This window comes from Sphingomonas sp., assembly GCF_003248515.1.
Lineage (GTDB): Bacteria > Pseudomonadota > Alphaproteobacteria > Sphingomonadales > Sphingomonadaceae > Sphingomonas_I.
Map to the genome: position 1 here is coordinate 45276 of NZ_QFOB01000017.1, position 18666 is coordinate 63941.

The window sequence follows — 18666 nt, forward strand, 5'->3', positions numbered from 1 at the left end:
CTGGATGATATGCCACCGCGGTCACCCGGTCCTGTTCAGGTGGCCGGCTTGGAAGCGATCACGGCACTCGGATGCAATTCCGGCTCACGGACCAGAAGTTCGGGGACGGTGGCGAAGATCTGGCTGGCGGCGCTGCCGGACATATGGGCGTTCAGGCTGTCCTCGCTGTCGAACAGATCCACGAGGAAGATTTTGTCGGCATCTGTTTGCGATCGCAGCACGAGCCAAAGCGTCGTTCCCGCTTCCGTTTCCACGGCCGGCAACGCGGCCGCGATCCTCCCGGCGGCTTCTTCGCCGAAGCCCGGCTTGGCCTGAAATACGACCACACCCGCTACTCTTGTCATGGACATTCCCTTCCTTCGTGGATCGACAGGCTGTCGATCCACGAAGGAATGTTCGCCACGGCGCCCATGGAGGTAACGTGGCGGGCGTTTGGAGCCGGCGAGGCAAGGTGGGCCGCGTCGGCTTCTGTGCCTTGATGTCATGCCACCCAGTTGAGTCTGGGTTGGGGCTAACACTGGTGGGGAAGGCCGGCGAGCGCGATGGGCAGGGCCACTGGCTTTGTCATGGGAGCATCACCCTCCGTTCGGCTTTCGCCCGGTCGTGGAAGATCGTGAGCGCTGCCAGTCCTCGCCAGCGCAGGTTGCGATCGCCGATTGCAAGGTCGGCGAACGAGGCGGGGGCTCGATCCGCCGGGAAGAGCGGTTGTGGTCTACCTCGCGGGATTTACGTTTACCTCGGTAATCGCCGTCGTCCCCGCGCCATATTTCTTCAGGATCGCGGCATAGCTACCATCGGCGATCATCGATCGGAGTGCTGCAACCAGGCTACGGTCGAGGCCGGATCCCTTCCTGACCGCAAGGCCGGTATAGGCGGCCTTCAGCGGTCCGCTGGCCACCCTGAGGCCCGTCGGCGCGGGGACCCAGCTATGTCCCGTCATCCCGTCGATTTGTCTGCTTCTGAGCGCGAGTTCGCCGGCAGGGGCGCTCGGAAAGCGCAGGACGGTAATGGGTTTCTTGTCCTTCGCCACGCATCGATCGGATATCCGTTCCAGTGCCGGGCCGTCTTCCGCGCCGGCGACGGCCCCCACGCGCAATCCGCACAGGTCGAGAAAGTCCTCCCCGATGGGCCGTTTATCGTCGACTGTCCGCAGCACGTTGTAGCCGTCCTGGTACATGGGGATGATGTCGAGCAGCTTTTGGCGCAGCACCGTTGCGTCCACCCCGCTGCCAATATCGAACTTTCCACTCCGGACGCCCGAGATCACATTTTCGAAGGAGGTAGGCTCGAACCGCAATGGCCGTCCCATTCGCTTGCCGATGGCGACTTCCAGATCGTAGATGAATCCTGTGAGATTGCCCTTCTCATCGGCATAAAGTGCGGGCCGGGAGGTATGTACCACGGCGATGGTCAGGGTATTGGAGGTCTGGGCCGGGTTCCCGCCACAGGATGCGCACAGGCTGAGCATCAGGCTGATCACCGCCAGCCTTGTTGAATAGTATGGCGGGCGCATCGTCACCGTTCCTCCAAGATCTTGGCTTTGTGCCGCGCGAAAAACTGGCGTGCGCGGTCGCCGCCGCTGCCGGTCAGGAATTGTTCGGGAGGACCCTGTTCCACCACAGTTCCGCGATCGAGCAGCACGATCCGGTCGGCTATCTCGCAAGCGAAGCTCAGTTCGTGGGTAACGATGATCATCGTCATTCCCCCTCTCGCGAGCTGTTTGAGGGTCGCGGTGACATCGTGGACAAGCTCGGGATCGAGCGCGCTGGTTGGCTCGTCGAACAGGATGAGGGACGGCTTCATCGCCAGAGCACGCGCGATGGCGACGCGCTGTTGCTGCCCCCCGGAAAGATACGAGGGCCTTGCATCCTCTTTGCCCGCAAGACCGAACTGATCAAGCAACAGGCGAGCATGATTCCTCGCCTCGGCGCGGACGATGCCAAGCGACTTGACCGGGCCAAGGATGATGTTCTCCAACACTGTCAGGTGGGGGAAGAGATTGAAGTTTTGGAACACCATGCCGGTCTGCGCCCGCTGGTGTCTCGCTTCTCCGGCAGACAGCCTGCGCGGCTTTCCATTGACGAGCCGGCATCCAATCAGCGTGCCGTTGATCTCGATAGCTCCCCGATCAAAGATCTCGAGCTGGTTGATGCATCGAAGGAGTGTGCTCTTGCCCGAGCCTGAAGACCCCAGGACGCAGATGACCTCGCCTTTCCCGATCTCCAGATCGATTCCGGCAAGCACCGGCGTCCGGTCATATTGTTTGTGAAGACCGCGGATACGCAGAACCGGCGATGTGGAAGGCACGGTCATTTGCCGGGCACCATCATGGTGACGCCCTCGTTCCGTCTGGTATTGAATCGCCGTTCCAGATAGCGCTGCGCGGCAGCCAGAACGGTCGTGATCACCATATACCAGATGGTGGCCACCAGCAGCAGCGGCACGATTTCATATGTGCGGTTGTAGATGAGTTGCGCCGAATAGAGCAGGTCGGACACCGCAATGACGCTGACGATCGAAGTCCCCTTCAGCGTGCCGATGATGAGATTTCCGGCCGGGGGCAGCATGTTCCGCACGGCCTGCGGCAGAACGATATGGAAAAAGATGACGGTCGAGGAGAGGCCCAGCGCTTTGCCGCCTTCCGTTTGCCCCCTGTCGATCGATAAGATTCCCCCGCGGACGATCTCCGCCGCATACGCGGCCTCGTGGAAGGTCAAGCCAAGGATTGCGGCGACATTGGCTGTCACGACATTCTTGGTATCGATGCTGAAAAGCTCAGGGCCGAACGGAAAGCCGACGGAGGCGTTCGGGATCAGATAGCCGATATTGTACCAGAACAGCAGTTGCACCAGGATTGGGGTGGAGCGGAATATCCAGATATAGCCGGCAGCGATCGGACGCAGCACAGGATTGTTCGACAGGCCGAGGATCGCGATTCCGCAGCCAAGCGCGAAACCTAGAATGACCACGACGGCGGTCATCCAGAGCGTGACGAACAGCCCCTGTAGGATTTCGGCGCTGAACAGATATTCGGCGACCACTGGCCAACCGAACGCTGTGTTGCGTGAGGCCGTCCACCCCAGCCAGATCGCCGCCATGGCAACTATTACGCCGGACATGACGGTGCCATATCTTGGCCTCTCGGCGACGGGGCCCAGGCCTCCCGTCGCCAGCTTGGCGAAGTCACTGGCCTGCGCCTCGGAGGTGACCGGATCAGGCGCGGTCATGGTTGTGTTCCCCGCCGCGTTCATCGGGACGAAACGACGTGGTTCGCGGATGGGCCGAGCAATTTCTAGGCATCGACCATACCAGCCTGGATTGGGAACTGCCGGTAGTGGCCCAGGTCCATCACTGCCAGCCCGCGGCGAAGCCTGGCGAGTGCTTCGATCTGCACCTCTGGCTTGTTCGCCAGCGCGAGCCGAACATGCCCGCGGCCCATTTTCCCCCACGCCGAGCCGGGCATGAGCGAAACGCGGGCTATGCGCTTGAGGTCTACGCAGAAGGCGACATCGTCCAAGCCCAGCCAGGGAAAGCCGAACTGGCCGCCGCTGACCGGCGGGAACAGAAATTGCGGGACTTCGGAGAAGACGGCGACACTGCGCTCGATATTGGCCTTCAGGATTTCGAGGCCAGCCTGTGGATGTTTCGAACGGACCGGTTCCGTCAGGGCCGCCAGCCCGGCATGGACCGCCGGCGCAGAGACGAGGGGCAGATGATACATGAAGGCAATATCCGCCATCGGCCGGATCATATCCGGCGAGCCGGCGACCCAGCCCAACGGTATGCCCGTCATGTCATAGGCTTTGCCCGTCCCGGATGTTGCGATGACATTGGCGATATCGAGGAAGTTCAGGATGCTGCAATGAACGTGGCCGTCGAACAGCAGTTCGTCATAAACTTCGTTCGCGATAATCACGGCGCCCGCCTGTGCAGCCGATCGTGCGACCGCCTCCAGTTCTGCCCGGGACCAGACGAGCCCCGTAGGATTGTTCGGATTGGTCAGCATGATCGCCTGGCACCCGGCCTCAATGGTCTGCGTCATGGCATCCAGATCCACGGAAAAGCCGCCGGAGGCAGAGCGCCGCATGGGAACGCGGACGATTTCGGCGCCAAGGCCCCGTGCGACATGAGCCAGCCCGATATAGTCGGGATCCGGAATCACCACCTTCTGCCCTGGAGAGAGAACACGCAGAAGGGCGAGAGTCATTCCCACGCGCGCGCCCGCCATCAGATAGATCTGGCTTTCAGGGTCGAGCGCCACATTCTGCTCGTCCAGATATTTGCGGGCCACGGCCGCAGTCACAGGATTGAGCGGGGGCATCCGGCTATAGTGAGTGGTTCCTGTCGACATCCCGTCGATCATGGCCTGCAGGACCGATGGATCGATGCTCAGATAGGATCCGATGCCGATATCGACGATGTCCGTGACCCCGTCGCTGGACGGTTTGGCGGTGGCTTCGATCCCGTTGCCGAACTTTCCGTAAACCAGTCCCATCGTCTCGATGGGTGACGGGCTGGCCGGGCCGGCCCCGCCCGCATAATTCTGCTTCACCCTGTTCGGAAGTTCGATCGCGGAAATCATTTGAGCCTATCCTGATGACCATATCGGCCGGAGCGGAAATGCGTGCCCTCCATCGTCCGGACGCGCATGTCTTCCGAGAGGGGAAGTTTCGTCAGAATTGGAATGCCAGCCTGGCATAATAGAAGCCGCCGGCGGTGCCGTAGGGACCATGGCGATAATGGAAATCATATGCGTAGATGCCATCGTCGAACGGCGATGTGCCGGCCGGCACGGTTACTCCCGTCAGCACATGAGGCCCTTCGGGAAGCTTGTTGAAGAGGTTGTTCGCCCCCATCGAAAAGGTGATGCCAGACGTCACCTGATAGCTCGCTTCCAGATCGGTCAGGCCGGTCGCCTTGACGACGCCGGGGCGAGACGCAAGGCCGGAGACTGCGGGAGTAACCAGAATACTTGTCTTGCCGTAAAAGGTTTCACGCGCGTTGAGCGAGAAGCGTCCGGTTTTGAACAGGCCTCCGAGGATGATCTTGTAGCTGGGTGTTCCACCCTCCACATAGCTCTCGGAGACGTCGTTGAAGATTGCGGGAATGCGGTTCTTTATAACCTTCGTCTTGCCATAATTGCCGGTCAGCGACAGTTCGAGCGAGCCAAAACTGAGATCGACCGGATAATGGGCCGCTACGTCGATGCCCAGAGTCCGGGTATCGATGCCGTTTGTGAAGCTGGATACGCTGATGTTGGGCAGTCCGGGATCGAGCGTGATCCCGGCTGCGGCAAGCGCGGTGTTGATGGCTGCCGCGCCGGGCTGCACGACCCCACCCAGAACGGCGAAACGCGGGGACGTCCCGGCGATGCGATCCGTGATTTTGATATAATAGCCATCGATCGTGACGAGCAGCTTGGGGGCCGGCCGCATGACGATGCCGGTCGACGCATTGAACGACTTTTCAGGCTTCAGATTGTTGAAGCCCAGCAAAGCGGCTGCAGGCGATCCGGCCGGCAATTGCGCGGTCGCGCCCGTGGGGGTCACGGCGATCGTGGAATATTTCTGTTCCGCCAGAGTGGGGGCACGGAAGCCGGTCCCGATCGTGCCGCGGACCGCGAAAGAAGTGCTGATGTCGTAGCGTGACGTGAGTTTCCCGATCTGGGTCCCGCCAAAGTCACTATAATGTTCGACCCGGCCTGCGAGATCGATGCTCCAGCCGTTCAGCGGCTTGGCGATGAGGTTCACATAACCTGCATAGGACGTCCGGCGATAATCGCCCGCATCGCTCTGTTTGTAGCCGGGAAAGGACTGGATACCGGTCTTGTAGGTCGAGTAATAATCGCCGGCTACGATCTCATAGCCATCCCGGCGATATTCGCCGCCGAAAGCGAGCGTCAGCGGATTCGCCATGCCTACATCGAACGACTTTTGGATATCGGCGGTGATGGTCGTCTGGCTGAGGCGGAAGCCGCCCGCATAGGCAGAACTGGGCGTGTTCGGCCTTACCGTCGATCCGGGCAGCAGCGAAGCCTGATAGGATTCTATCCAGATTTCGCGGTTCGCCGAATTCCTGATCGTGATGTCGTTTTTCTCATATCCGTAGGTGCCGCTCAGATCGTAGCTCCAGCCCTCGATCTCGCCTTTAATCCCTCCAGTTAGACTATATTCGTTCTGCACGACGTGCTGAATCGGCAAGATCCCGTAAATTCCGGAATTGCCATAGCAGAGCGAGGGATCATAAGCGGCGGTAGTGATATTACCGTTGGGATTGTTGGCAAAATAACAGATGCGTCCCGGTGCCCGATAACCTTGATCTGCATTGCCGACTCGACGGGAAATATCGCCGAAGCTGTAGAGCGTGACGCCACCAAGATCATATTCGCTGTTATAGCTTAGGATGCTGAGCCGGGATTCCGGCTGGCCGCCATTGATCCGCGCCAGCGTACCTCCCGCCAGATTGGCCCACTGCGCGGGTGCATTTGGTTGCAGCGTACCGTTCGCCTGCGTGATTACGACCTGGCCCGAACCCTGTGTCGTATGCGCCTGCCGCTGGTGGAAGGCGGTCAGGTTGAAGAAACCGGCCTCGCCGAGCTTGAAGCCCACATTGCCCGATGCGGAATAGAGATCGCCCTGGCCGTTATAATATTGTCCGGCGGTGAGATTCGCCGTTCCGCCTTCATCCTGATCTTTCAGGATGAAGTTGATGGCGCCTGCTATCGCATCGGTGCCGTACACTGCCGCAGCGCCCTCCTGAAGCACCTCGACACGCGCAACACTGGCGGCGGGAATGAGGTCGATGCTCGGAGCGGCCGAGCCTTTGAACGCCCCGGGCGAAACCTGCAGGATGGCCGAACCGTGGCGGCGCTTGCCGTTGACCAGCACCAGCGTGTGGTTGGGGCTCAAGCCGCGCAGGCGAGCGGAATAAGAGAAATTGGAAAGGTCGCTGCCCTGGGTCTGCGTATTGAACGACGGAACGAGTTGCGTAAGGACCTGGGTGAGGCTCGGCTGTCCCACATGGCTCAGGGTTTCCGGCGTCAGAACCTGCACGGGGGCCGCGCTTTCGCTTGCCTGGATACCGACTGCGCGCGTTCCGGTCACGACGACCTCGTCATCCTGATTGTCATCGGTTGCGACCTGCGCGGCAGCGCAGGCGGACCAAGAAGAACTGACAGCCAATGCAAGGTGAAATGCCGATTTGATCTTCATAGTCAGTCCCCCGCTTGCCCGGATAAAAACCAGTCTGGCTCCCGATCTCTCTATTGGTTCGGTGGTGAGCGATGGCTCCCTTCGCCCGGCGCTCCAGCATCCGGGCGTGCTTTTTATCAGATTGTTTTAAGCATATAACACTATACGGTGTAGTGCAATATGATTGTCATGCGGCTGTGGCTCGCGTAATTTTCGCCAAGCCGCTCTCACGATGTCGTCCGACCACGAGCGATTCCTGCTGAACGTGCGCGATGGATTGCGTCCGATCGGCGCGATGGGGCTCGCAATGTGTAGGTGCGGATCGCTGCCTTGGTCCGCGATCAGAGAACCGGTCAGCCCTGCATGACCGACTATATGGCGACGTTGCCCATATGGACCCGAGGGGCGGTCATGTTACCCAAAGATCTGCGTTTCACCGGCTTCCGCTATTGCGGGGGCCCGCAATAGGTGACGCGAACGAGGCGGGCATGCGTGGCGCGTCTGGTAGCATGATGTTCGACATCGCCAAGGTTTGGGCTTGATGGCTGGACAGATTCATTCTCAACCCGATCCCCTGGGCGCCGGGACTAAGCGCCTGGATGCGCGATGAATTTCGGCGTTTTCGGCGAGTGCGGGTGAATGATGACGTTCGTCAATTGCGCCATCATAGAGGATAGCGTTCGTTATATTCAAACTTTTAAGGAGTTACATAGTATATTAACAGTGCGGGCATGCCCGCCGCTTGGCGATGAATTTTCTTCCAAGGCATAAGTATTCTTTATTACCAGCTACCGCCAAGCGCTCGATAGAGCTGAACGGTCGCCGTTCCTTGCGCCATGCGGCTTTGCTCGACCTTGTCCTCATCGGAGAGAGCATCCAGCCGGGCCTGCAACACTTCGCCCAATTGGGTGCGCCCGGCATCGTAGAGTATGGCTAATTCTTCGGCGCGTCGGCGAGCCATGTCGGATGTGCGGACGAGGCCGGCCAGGCGTTCGTCCATCCCGGTCCGAAAGCTATAAGCGGATTCGACCTCTTCGAGGGCCGAAAGCATGGCTTGGTCATAGTTGGCGACAGTAGCCTCAAGTTCTGCATCGCCCGCCTTGATCCTGGCCTGCAATCTGCCCGCATTGAAAAGCGGCATCGCTGCGGAAAGGCTGATCAAACCGCCGGTTCCGCCATAGCCTGGCAGGCCACCCAGTTCGATATGCCCGTTTTGCCCAAGGAAATGGATGGCGAAGTGCGGAAGCAGATCTGCCTTCAGGCTCTTGAGGCGCGCGGCGCGCGCGTTCACCAGCCACGATCGCGCCGCGACATCAGGCCTGCGGCCAAGAATGTCGGAAGGAAGCTGCCCGGTGGGAGCGCCCGGCGTCTCAAAAGTGGTGGAGGCTGTCATGTCCGGCACCTGCTCGGGCAACTCGCCCGCCAGTACGGCCAGTCGCCGCTTGCGGGCATCGATGAGCGATGTGAGAGCCGGGCGCGAGGCGCGGAGCGCTTCCAGTCCATTGCGAGCGCGGGTGACATCGGCTGCTGTCGCGGCGCCCGTCCGCTGCCGGGCGGCCGCATAATCGACAAGGCGGCCCGCCGTCGCCTCGCTGCGATCAAGCACGGCGAGGCGACTTCTCAGCCCCTGCAACTGTTGATAATTCTCGACGACGTCAGCCGCCACCATGAGCCTGACGGCATCAGCCGTTCGTGCGGCACTTTCGGAAAGCGCGCGCGCCATTTCGACGTCTGCGTGACGTCCACCGAACAGGTCAGCCTCCCACGTGGCGCCAAGACCTACCAGATATCCGCTGCCACTGTTTCTGGACAGCGACGGCAGCATGGCCTGCCACTTGTCATTGAGCCCGGCATCGCTCTGACTGGCCCACGCAGTGCCATTCGCGGCAACGGTGGGGTAAAGCGCCGATTCCGCGACAGTGATCAGCGCTCGCGCGGCGGCGACATGTGCCTTTGCGGCGCGAATATCGGCGTTCGCCTCAAGCGATTTCTCGACCAGCGCATCGAGTGCGGGATCGCCCCACGCCGTCCACCAGCGATCTGTTACGGTTATTGCCGGGTCGTTCGCCGCCGCCGCGTCGAGGCGAGCGGGGGGCGTAACGCGCGGCGTGTGAACCGGGGTGTCCGGCTTGCTGGCGCAACTCGTGAGCAGCATCGCGAGCGATAGGGAAAGCAATCGGCTATGCATTCTGATTTTCCTGGGTGATGTCATCCATGACGCTAGCCTTGCCTTGAGAGCATCGAACGGAAGCGGTTGACGGCCATCGCCACGAAGAACACGCCCGAGCCGCAGATGATCGCGAGCTCCGGCAGGATCGTCCGCAAGCCCGCGCCACGGTAGAGGATCGCCTGGGAGAGGCTCACGAATTGGGTGGTCGGCAGGCACAGAGCGATCGTCCGGACCGCCGGGGGCATGCTCTCGAGCGGCGTCGCCGCACCCGAAAGCAGATAGGCGATGGCATAGACGGGCACTGCGAAGAGCCCGAACTGCGGCATGGAAGGCGCGAGCGTGGCCATCCACATGCCGAGCGACGTGACTGAGAAGAGGTAGAGGAACATTGCCGCTGTGAAGAGCGGGAGCGATCCGGTCAGTGGCACCCCCAGAACGCCATGGACGACGAACCAGAGAGACGCGATCGAGGCCAGCAGGATCACGAGGCCGTTGGCGAGGATCTTGGCGAAGGCGATCTCGCTGGCGCGCACGGGCATCACCAGCAAATGCTCGATCGTGCCATGCTCACGCTCACGGATCACTGCCGCGCCGACGAGGATGATCGAGAGCACCGTCACGTTGGTGACGATCTGCATCACCGAGGTATACCAGGCCGACTGGGCGTTGGGATTGAAATGCATCCGGCTTTCGACCTTAACCGGCAGTGCATCCAGGAGGCCCCGGGCGTGGAGGAAGTCGAGCGTTTCCTGAGCGAATATCTGCTGGAAATAGGCGGCGCCGAGGCCTGCTTGCGTCATGGCAGTCGCGTCGACGAGAATCTGGACGGAAGGTGATCGGCCCGCGAGTGTATCGGCTTCGAAGCGGGGCGGGATCTCGATGACGAAGATATATTGGCCGCTGTCCATCGCAGGGCCGATCGCGGATCGCTCGATGTTCTCTGGTGGTTTGAAATAAGGCTGTTGGATGGCTTCGCGAAGCCGGCGCGACAGTTCGGAATGATCCTGGTCCATGATCGCGACCGAGGCGTTCATGACCTCCGCGCGCACTCCGTTCGCAACGAGCTGGATCGCCACGGTGAAGGCGAAAAGGATGAGCGCCATCAGCGTCACATCCTTCATGACACTGCGCAATTCCTTGCCGCTCAGGAGAGCGACGTTGAGAATCCAGCGCGTCATTTCTCCTGTTTTCCCAGCACCAGGCGTGCGCCGCCGACGAAAAGGAATGCGAGCGCCAGCAGGGCCAGATAGGCTTGGCCGAAACTGGCTATGCCCAGGCCCTTGGTAAAGGTGCCCAGACTGATGATCTGGAACCAGGAGGAGGGGAATATCAGTCCGATGATATGGCCAGGTCCAACGAGGGTCGAGACGGGATAGAGTAGCCCGGAGAAGTTCACCGACGGGATGAGACAGATGAGCGACGTCGCGAAGATGGCGGCGACCTGCGAGCGCACAAATGCGGAGATCATCAGCCCGAGCCCGGTGACTGACAGGATGAAGAGGAAGCCACCGATCAGAAGGGCCCACCCCCAATATAAAGACAGTCACAAGGATCAGCATCACGAAACTGATCATCGCAAGAAGGGCATAGGGCGTCTGTTTGCCGACCAGGAATGCGCCGAGGCTGGCGGGCGAGGCATAGAGATTGGTGATCGAGCCGATCTCCTTCTCTCTCACGACGCCGAGGGCGGTCAGCATCGCGGGAATGAGGATCATACACAGCATCAATACGCCGGGCGCCATGGCGTAGATGCTGCGAAACTCCTGATTGTAGATGAAGCGGGGTTCGATTGTGGACGAAAGATCGGGGATCGCGAAGAGCTGCGTGGGCCGCAGTTGATCGATCGCATAGCGAAGGAAAACGGCCTCGGCATAAGCGCGGGCATTCGAAGCGGGGAAGGGGCTTGCGCCGTCGATCCGGACGTCCACTGCGGGCCGCCGTCCCGCAACCAGATCGCGTCCGAACCCGGGTGGTATGTCCAGCACCATCTTGGCCGATGCCTCGCGCAGCGCCTGATCAGCGGCGGTGTCGCTTCGGAGTTCTGGTTCGACCCGGAAATAGCGTGATCCCGCGAAATAGAGTTGCAGGTCGCGGCTCGCGGCGCTGCGATCATGATCGAGTACGGCCAGGCGGATATTCTGCACGTCGAAGGAAATGCTGTAGGCCGCGATGCACAGCAGGATAATCGGGCCGATCAGCGCGAAGGCGAGCCTGATGTGATCGCGCATGAGTTCGGTCGCTTCGCGTCGAGCAAAGGCCCAGACAAAGCCCGGCCAGCCGCCGGCGGCGGTTGGTAATCGCGGCCGGCCGGGAGCCGTCGATCGTGCACCGGCGGCAGGAGTGGACGAAGAGACCGAAGCATCGACCGGCAAAGGGGCGGCCGCGGTCGGCGCTTCGTCATTATCCTTCTCGAGGACAGTGATGAAGGCATCTTCGAGCCGCTGCGCATCATATCGCTGCGTGAGTTCCGCCGGAGTGCCGACGGCCAGAACCCGCCCGCGATGCATCAGGGATATGCGGTCGCACCGTTCCGCCTCGTTCATGAAGTGGGTCGAGACGAAGATCGTCACCCCTTCGTCGCGCGAGAGGCGGATCAGATGGCGCCAGAACATGTCGCGCGCGGCCGGATCGACGCCGGATGTCGGCTCGTCCAGGATCAGGATCTCGGGCCGATGGAGGCAGGCGGCGGCGAGTTGCAGGCGTTGCCGTATGCCGAGCGGCAGTGCGGCGGGAACGGCGTCGGCATGGGCTTCGAGCTCGAACTGGGCAAGTGCAGCCGAAACCAGTTCGCCTGCCTGCTGGCGTGGCACGCGATAGAGCCGCGCATGAAGGACCAGATTCTGGCGAACCGAAAGCTCTTCATAGAGAGAGAAGGCCTGCGACATATAGCCCACGCGCATGCGCGTCTCCATGTCTCCCGGAGCGATCGGCCGCCCGAAGAGGCTGGCTGTTCCGCCCGTCGCATCGAGCAGGCCGGTCAGCATCTTCATGGTTGTGGTCTTGCCGCAGCCGTTTGAGCCGAGAAAGCCGAATATCTCGCCGCGCCCGATGCGAAAGTTTACATGATCGACCGCTACGAAATCGCCAAAGCGCCGGGTAAGATCATGTGCCTCGATCGCCGGCGCCTTGCCCTGATCCCGCCAGGGTGGCACGATCAGCGCGTCGCCCGATGGTCGCTTGTCTTGCGGGAGCAGGCGTACATAGGCCGCTTCCAGCGTATCCGCGCCCGCGTTGCGCATGATCTCGCGCGTATCCCCTTGCGCGATCACTTTGCCATCGTCCATCGCCACGAGGTGTCCGAAGCGCTCTGCCTCTTCCATGTAGGCCGTGGAGACCAGCACGGTCATGTCCGGCCGCTCCGCGCACATCGCGTCCACCAGTTCCCAGAACTGCCGTCGTGACAGAGGATCGACACCCGTGGTCGGTTCGTCGAGGATGAGCAGGTCCGGATCGTGCACCAGCGAGCAACATAGGCCCAGCTTCTGTTTCATGCCGCCCGAAAGCTTGCCGGCGGGCCGGTCAGGAAAGGGAGCAAGTCCCGTCGCGTCCAGCAGGCGCCGCATATGCGTTTCCCGCTCGATCGCGGACAGCCCGAAGAGGCGCCCGAAGAAGTCGATATTCTCGCGGACGGAAAGCGTCGGGTAGAGATTGCGACCAAGCCCCTGGGGCATATAGGCGACGCGGGAAAGGAAATCCTCCCGCCTGTGGCGCACACCAAGATCGAAGCCGAGAACCGAAAGGCTGCCCTTTTGCAGCTTTTTCACGCCGGATATGAGGCCGAGCAGCGTCGACTTGCCTACGCCATCAGGCCCGACCAGCGCGGTGGTTTTTCCCTTGGGCAGGGAGAGGGAAACATCGTTCAGGGCGATGATGCCACCGTATCGATGCGAAAGGCTTTCGATCCGTATCGCCTCCTCGGTGAGGGACTGGACGGGAGGGATCATTTGTCGGTCGCGGTGAGATCTGGCCAGGGCTGGCGCTTATCGGTGCGCACGAACCCGTCCGCCGTCATGCCGGCCTTGAGTCTTCCGTCCAGACGACGGGCGAGATCAGAGGAGATCTGCAGCTTCACCCGGTAGGACAGGTTCTCGCGTTCGCTCGCCGTCTCGACGAACTTGGGCGTGAACTGCGCATCAGGAGCGACGAAGCTGATGCGTGCGGGGATGGCATCGCCAAAACCCTGCGGGAGAATGCGCGCCTCGTCGCCAAGCCTGATCTTGCCGGCGACCGAGGCGGGAAGGAAGATGGTGAGCCAGATATCCTCAGCATTGACCAGAGACACGATCTTGCCGCCCGGCGGCAACATCGTTCCAGGTTCTACGATACGATATTCGACGCGCCCGGGCGTCGGTGCGATGATCCGCAGATCGGCAAGGCCGGCTCTGGTTTGCGCGATCTGGGCGTCGGCCTGGGCAATGGCCGAGCGTGCCTCGCCGACACCGCCGCCTGCCGCCTTTGCGCCACCTCTCGCAGCGCCCAGTGCCAGGCGGCGCTGCTCCAGCTCGACGTTCGAGACCATGTCGCGATCGCGCAGCTTGGCTGTCTCGACCCAGTCTATGCGGGCGAGCTGAGCCTGACTGTCTCGCGCGGCGAGCTCCCCTTGTGCGCGCATCAGGGCGGAAACGGCCTGTTCGCGCTTGGCAAGCGCACCGGCGAGTTGTGCCCTGAGGTCCACGTCATCCTGCTGGGCGATGGCTTGCCCCGCCCGGACGAGATCACCTTCATGGACGGCAAGCGACATCAGGCGGCCGGGATATTTGGCGGCAATATCGGTGCGTGTCATTTCGAGGCGGCCATTGCCGCGCACGATGGAGGCGGGAAGCTTGTCGGTGCGTCCAAACGTCCACCACAGCCCGAACGCTATGGCGATGATGATGAGAGCCAGAATGGGAATGACGATGCGGCCCCGCAGCTTCACGCTTTGTCTCCTTGAGCGTTCATCACACGAGCGCCACGCCGATCCGCAGGCGCGTCACGTGCTTGTGTTGGTCGAACGGATTTTTGCCGTAGCCGGCGGAGCACTGGCCTAAGGGATGGAGATCCGGGCCTCCGCCGAGGATCCACTGCAGCGGGCAGGAGAGATCGACTTGAGCCTTTGGCGCCATCGCCAGCATCGCCGTAGCCGTGATGGTTGCAAGGGGGAGTTGCAGTCTCACGCGAAAAGATGCTGTCCGTTATCGACCGGAATGACCGTGCCGGTGATCCGCTTCGCGGCATCGCTGACGAGGAAGGCGGCCAGCGCGCCTACGTCGCCTACGTCCACCAATTTCCCGGCGGGAACCTGCGCGGCGGCACGATCGAGCAACTCGTCGAACCGGTCGATTCCGCTTGCGGCGCGGGTGGCGATCGGCCCTGGTGAAATAGCGTGTGCCCGAATGGCTTTGGCGCCCAGTTCCGCGGCGACATAGCGCGTCGCGCTTTCCAGGGCCGCCTTGACGGGGCCCATCAGGTTATAGTGTTCGACCACTCGTTCCGAACCATAGAAGGTCACGCAAAGCAGGCATCCGCCCGTTGCCATCAGCGGTTCGGCGAGCTTCGCCATGCGAAGGAAACTGTGGCAGGAAACGTCCATCGCCGTCGAAAAGCCCATCGCACTGCTGTCGACGACCCGACCGTGAAGATCCTCCTTCGGCGCGAAGGCGATTGAGTGCAGCAGGAAATCGAGGCCGCCCCAGCGTTCTTCCACCTGGCTGAAAAGCGCCTCGAGCTCGCCGGGGACGCGTACGTCGCAGGGCGCAGTCCATTCAACACCGAGCCGCTCGATCACGGGCTGAACCCAGCCCTTTGCCTTTTCGTTGAGATAGGTGGCAGCAAGCCGGGCGCCGCACCGGGCAAATGCTTCCGCGCACCCCGCCGCGATGCTGTGTTCGTTTGCGATGCCGATGACGAGCCCGCGCTTGCCGGTAAGATCCACAAGCGGTGTCATTGGGCGGTCTCCTGCAGCACGTTGAGCGTGTGAATTGCGATCATGCGTTCCTCGTCGGTGGGAATGACGAGGGCCTTGATCTGGCTGCCGGGGCTGCTGATCAGCGTCTCTCCTGAAGCATTGGCGCGATCATCGATCTCAAGGCCCAGCCATTGGAGCCGGCGGCCGATCCGGCGGCGCATATCTGCGTCATTTTCGCCGATGCCAGCGGTAAAGACGATCCCGTCCACACCCTCCAGCGAAGCGGCAAGGGCGCCGGTCTCACGGCCTACCCGCCAGGCGAAGAGATCAATCGCTTCTTTCGCTTCGGGCGCGTCGCTCGCGGCAAGCGTACGCATGTCGCTGGAAATGCCCGACACGCCCAGAAGGCCCGATTTCCTGTAAAGGATATCCTCTATCGCCTCGGCGCTCATGCCCATCTGCGTCATGAGATGCAGCACGACACCGGGGTCGAGGCTGCCCGAGCGGGTGCCCATCATCAAACCGTCGAGCGCCGTGAACCCCATCGTTGTGTCGACGCTTTGCCCCGCCGCCATGGCGCAAAGGCTCGCGCCATTGCCCAGATGTGCGACGATGACCTTGCCCGAGGCCAGCGCCGGGTCGATCGCAACGAGGCGCCGGGCGATATATTCATAGGATAGGCCGTGAAAACCGTAGCGGCGGATACCCTGGTCGTGAAGTGCACGGGGGAGCGCGAAGCGAGAGGCGAGGGCGGGTTTGTCATGATGGAAAGCGGTGTCGAAGCAGGCGACCTGAGGCAGGTCGGGATCAAGTTTCGTGATCGCGCGGACGGCAGCCAGGTTATGAGGCTGATGCAGGGGCGCCAGTGGACAAAGTGCTTCTAGCTTGTCGATCAATCCAGAATCGATGAGCCGCGGGGCGGCAAATTCTGTGCCACCATGGACGATGCGGTGTCCGATGGCGGCGATCTCATAGCCTTCAAGTGGATGCTGTACGGCCCAGGCAAAAAGATCGGCCAGCAGATCGGCGTGGGTAAGGCCTGCGCCATCCGGCCAGTTACGATCGAGCAGGATGGTACCGTCTGTCCTTCGGGCCTTCAGCGCTGGCGCTATCCCGATTCTCTCGATCTTTCCGCCGGCCGCGAGTTGGAGGCTGCCTCCCGACTCCATAACGAATAGAGAGAATTTGATGCTCGACGAGCCGGAATTGAGGCTGACGACCGCCTTCATGCGCTCGGACTCTTGGGCAATCCGGGGGCTGCCAGCGTCGCGGCGCGCGCCATCAGCACCGCCACTGCGCAGGACGCGAGACGCGTGCGCAGGCTGTCGGCGCGGCTCGTCAGGATGATCGGTACGCGCGCGCCAAGCACGATACCGGCCGCGTCGGCACCTCCCAGGAAAGTGAGCTGCTTGGCCAGCATGTTCCCGGCTTCGAGGCTGGGAACGACCAGAATTTCCGCATGGCCTGCCACTGCGGAAACGATACCCTTTTCCCTGGCCGCGGCATCGCTGACCGCATTGTCGAAGGCGAGGGGGCCATCGAGAATGCCGCCGCTAATCTGCCCGCGATCCGCCATCTTGCAGAGCGCCGCGGCGTCCAGCGTAGAAGGCATCGCCGGGTTGACGGTTTCGACCGCAGCGAGGATCGCGACTTTCGGCGCCTCCATGCCGATCACATGGGCGAGGTCGATGGCGTTGCGGATGATGTCGGCCTTGTCCTCGAGGGAGGGGGCGATGTTGATGGCTGCATCGGTAATGATGAGCGGGGTCGGACGGCCAGGCACGTCCATGACATAGGCATGGCTGATCCGTCTTTCGGTACGAAGGCCTGTAGTGGAAGAGACTACCGCGCCCATCAGTTCATCCGTATGCAGTGATCCCTTCATGACGAGTTGCGCTTCGCCCGTGCGCACGAGTTCCACCGCCTTGGCCGCTGCGGCATGGCTGTGCGCTACCGGCACGATCCGGAAACCGTCGATGGTGCGCGAGGCCGCAGTGGCTGCGGCCTTGATCTTCGCTTCGGGCCCAATGAGGATCGGGGCGATCAATCCGGCTTGCGCCGCATCCAGCGCCGCAGTGATGGCGGCTTCGCTGCAAGGATGCACGATCGCCGTAGGGACCGGATCGGTACCACCGGCAAGCTCCATCAGCCGGCGATATTTGTCATGATCGTTGAGGCGAACGTCCGGCAGTTCTGCGCGCGGGCGCCGCACCTTTTCGCTGGGCGCGATCACCTGGGCCTGGCCAGTGATGACATCCTCGCCATGCTGATTGGTGCAGCGGCAGTCGAGGATCAGGATCTTCTTCTCCGCACGCTTCTCGACGACGGTGACCGAGGCGGTGATCTGGTCGCCCGGTGAGACGGGGCGGCGGAAGCGCAGCGACTGGTCCAGATAGATGGTGCCGGGACCGGGCAATTGCGTTCCGAGGACGGCGGAGATGAGGCCGCCGCCCCACATGCCGTGGGCAATGACGTGGCGGAACATGTCGGTCGCGGCATATTCCGCGTCGAGGTGAGCCGGATTGACGTCGCCCGACACCAGGGCGAAAAGCTGAATGTCTTCCGGCTCGAGCGTTCGTGTGACCGATGCGATGTCGCCAACCTCGATTTCATCGAAGGTGCGGTTTTCGATCATCGCTGGACCGGCCATCGCTCAATGTTCCTTCACGTAGTGGCCGGGTGCGGGATAGAGCGTGGGATATCCCTTGTCGGGTGATCCCATCGGGGGAGGCGGGACGGGCTCGCTTGAATGGTCGTCCAGCCATTCGCCCCAGGCGGTCCACCAGCTTCCTTCATGTGGCTCGGCGCGCGTCAGCCATTCCTCCGCGTCGAGCACGGGTCCGTCTTCCACACGATCGAGCAAGCTGTAGCGACGACCCCTGTGGCCCGGCTCGGATACAATGCCGGCATTGTGACCGCCGCTTGTCAGCACGAAGCGGATGGAGGCGGGGGAGAGCATGTGGATCTTGTGGACCGACTTCCACGGGGCAACATGGTCGCGTTCGGTTCCTACGACGAACATCGGTTTGCGCAGCGCTGACAGGGAAATAGCCCGGCCGTCGACCTTGTATTTGCCTTCGGCCAGATCATCATCGAGAAACAGACGGCGCAGATATTGGCTGTGCATGGCGTAAGGCATGCGCGTGCCGTCAGCGTTCCACGCCATGAGATCGTTCATGGGGGCACGCTCGCCCATCAGATATTCGGTGAGGATGCGCGACCAGACGAGATCGTTCGAGCGCAGCATCTCGAAGGCGCCGCCCATCTGGCTGCTGTCGAGATAGCCTCGGCTCCACATCATGTTCTCGAGCAGATTGAGTTGGGACTCATCGATGAAAAGGCCAAGTTCTCCGGGTTCGCTGAACTCGGTCTGGGCCGCGAGCAGGGTGACGCTCGCCAGCCTGTCGTCGCCATCGCGC

The 18666-nt window shown here is 61.8% G+C and carries 14 protein-coding genes; all 14 read right to left on the reverse strand.

Annotated elements, in window-relative coordinates:
• Positions 1–35 precede the first annotated feature (35 nt).
• A complete protein-coding gene (locus DI605_RS19440; protein WP_293977111.1) occupies positions 36–344 on the reverse strand; it encodes an antibiotic biosynthesis monooxygenase in 309 nt (102 codons plus the stop codon).
• A 368-nt stretch (positions 345–712) separates the two neighbouring features.
• Positions 713–1480 carry a transporter substrate-binding domain-containing protein gene (locus DI605_RS19445; protein WP_293977113.1) on the reverse strand — a complete coding sequence of 256 codons (768 nt, stop codon included), beginning with the start codon at positions 1478–1480 and terminating at the stop codon, positions 713–715.
• Between the two features lie 35 nt (positions 1481–1515).
• Complete coding sequence (locus DI605_RS19450; RefSeq protein ID WP_367120079.1) at positions 1516–2307, reverse strand: amino acid ABC transporter ATP-binding protein; 792 nt, start codon at positions 2305–2307, stop codon at positions 1516–1518.
• A gap of 2 nt (positions 2308–2309) precedes the next feature.
• Positions 2310–3227: an amino acid ABC transporter permease gene (locus DI605_RS19455; RefSeq protein WP_293977117.1), complete on the reverse strand. Its 918-nt coding sequence runs from the start codon at positions 3225–3227 to the stop codon at positions 2310–2312.
• Positions 3228–3292: 65 nt separating this feature from the next.
• Positions 3293–4582, reverse strand: a complete 1290-nt coding sequence (locus DI605_RS19460) for a pyridoxal phosphate-dependent aminotransferase (RefSeq protein WP_293977120.1) — start codon at positions 4580–4582, stop codon at positions 3293–3295.
• 91 nt (positions 4583–4673) lie between these two features.
• Positions 4674–7211, reverse strand: coding sequence for a TonB-dependent siderophore receptor (locus tag DI605_RS19465; RefSeq protein WP_293977122.1), 2538 nt, complete (start codon positions 7209–7211; stop codon positions 4674–4676).
• Between the two features lie 760 nt (positions 7212–7971).
• Complete coding sequence (locus tag DI605_RS19470) at positions 7972–9402, reverse strand: efflux transporter outer membrane subunit (protein WP_367120080.1); 1431 nt, start codon at positions 9400–9402, stop codon at positions 7972–7974.
• 8 nt (positions 9403–9410) lie between these two features.
• Entirely contained in the window at positions 9411–13304 is a 3894-nt protein-coding gene (rbbA, locus tag DI605_RS19475) for a ribosome-associated ATPase/putative transporter RbbA (protein WP_293977124.1), read from the reverse strand.
• The gene (locus tag DI605_RS19480) at positions 13301–14278 is read right to left on the reverse strand and encodes an HlyD family efflux transporter periplasmic adaptor subunit (RefSeq protein WP_293977126.1); all 978 of its coding nucleotides are present in this window, start codon (positions 14276–14278) and stop codon (positions 13301–13303) included. The genes rbbA and DI605_RS19480 overlap by 4 nt, the downstream gene beginning before the upstream one ends.
• Positions 14279–14300: 22 nt before the next feature.
• Positions 14301–14474, reverse strand: a complete 174-nt coding sequence (locus DI605_RS19485; RefSeq protein WP_293977128.1) for a hypothetical protein — start codon at positions 14472–14474, stop codon at positions 14301–14303.
• Between the two features lie 38 nt (positions 14475–14512).
• Complete coding sequence (fabI, locus tag DI605_RS19490; RefSeq protein ID WP_293977130.1) at positions 14513–15286, reverse strand: enoyl-ACP reductase FabI; 774 nt, start codon at positions 15284–15286, stop codon at positions 14513–14515.
• Positions 15283–16476: an acetate/propionate family kinase gene (locus DI605_RS19495; protein ID WP_293977132.1), complete on the reverse strand. Its 1194-nt coding sequence runs from the start codon at positions 16474–16476 to the stop codon at positions 15283–15285. Before DI605_RS19495 ends, fabI begins: the two co-directional genes overlap by 4 nt.
• On the reverse strand, positions 16473–17897 hold the full coding sequence (locus DI605_RS19500; protein ID WP_293977134.1) for a bifunctional enoyl-CoA hydratase/phosphate acetyltransferase: 1425 nt from the start codon (positions 17895–17897) through the stop codon (positions 16473–16475). Before DI605_RS19500 ends, DI605_RS19495 begins: the two co-directional genes overlap by 4 nt.
• A 3-nt stretch (positions 17898–17900) precedes the next feature.
• On the reverse strand, positions 17901–18666 hold a 766-nt coding region (locus DI605_RS19505; protein ID WP_367120078.1), incomplete at its 5' end, for a PHA/PHB synthase family protein.

Coding starts and splice junctions, on each gene's coding strand:
- rbbA (WP_293977124.1), bottom strand. CDS start 13,304: ATGATCCCTCCCGTCCAGTCCCTCACCGAGGAGGCGATACGGATCGAA.
- DI605_RS19500 (WP_293977134.1), bottom strand. CDS start 17,897: ATGGCCGGTCCAGCGATGATCGAAAACCGCACCTTCGATGAAATCGAG.
- DI605_RS19495 (WP_293977132.1), bottom strand. CDS start 16,476: ATGAAGGCGGTCGTCAGCCTCAATTCCGGCTCGTCGAGCATCAAATTC.
- fabI (WP_293977130.1), bottom strand. CDS start 15,286: ATGACACCGCTTGTGGATCTTACCGGCAAGCGCGGGCTCGTCATCGGC.
- DI605_RS19460 (WP_293977120.1), bottom strand. CDS start 4,582: ATGATTTCCGCGATCGAACTTCCGAACAGGGTGAAGCAGAATTATGCG.
- DI605_RS19440 (WP_293977111.1), bottom strand. CDS start 344: ATGACAAGAGTAGCGGGTGTGGTCGTATTTCAGGCCAAGCCGGGCTTC.
- DI605_RS19470 (WP_367120080.1), bottom strand. CDS start 9,402: ATGACATCACCCAGGAAAATCAGAATGCATAGCCGATTGCTTTCCCTA.
- DI605_RS19455 (WP_293977117.1), bottom strand. CDS start 3,227: ATGACCGCGCCTGATCCGGTCACCTCCGAGGCGCAGGCCAGTGACTTC.
- DI605_RS19485 (WP_293977128.1), bottom strand. CDS start 14,474: ATGCTGGCGATGGCGCCAAAGGCTCAAGTCGATCTCTCCTGCCCGCTG.
- DI605_RS19465 (WP_293977122.1), bottom strand. CDS start 7,211: ATGAAGATCAAATCGGCATTTCACCTTGCATTGGCTGTCAGTTCTTCT.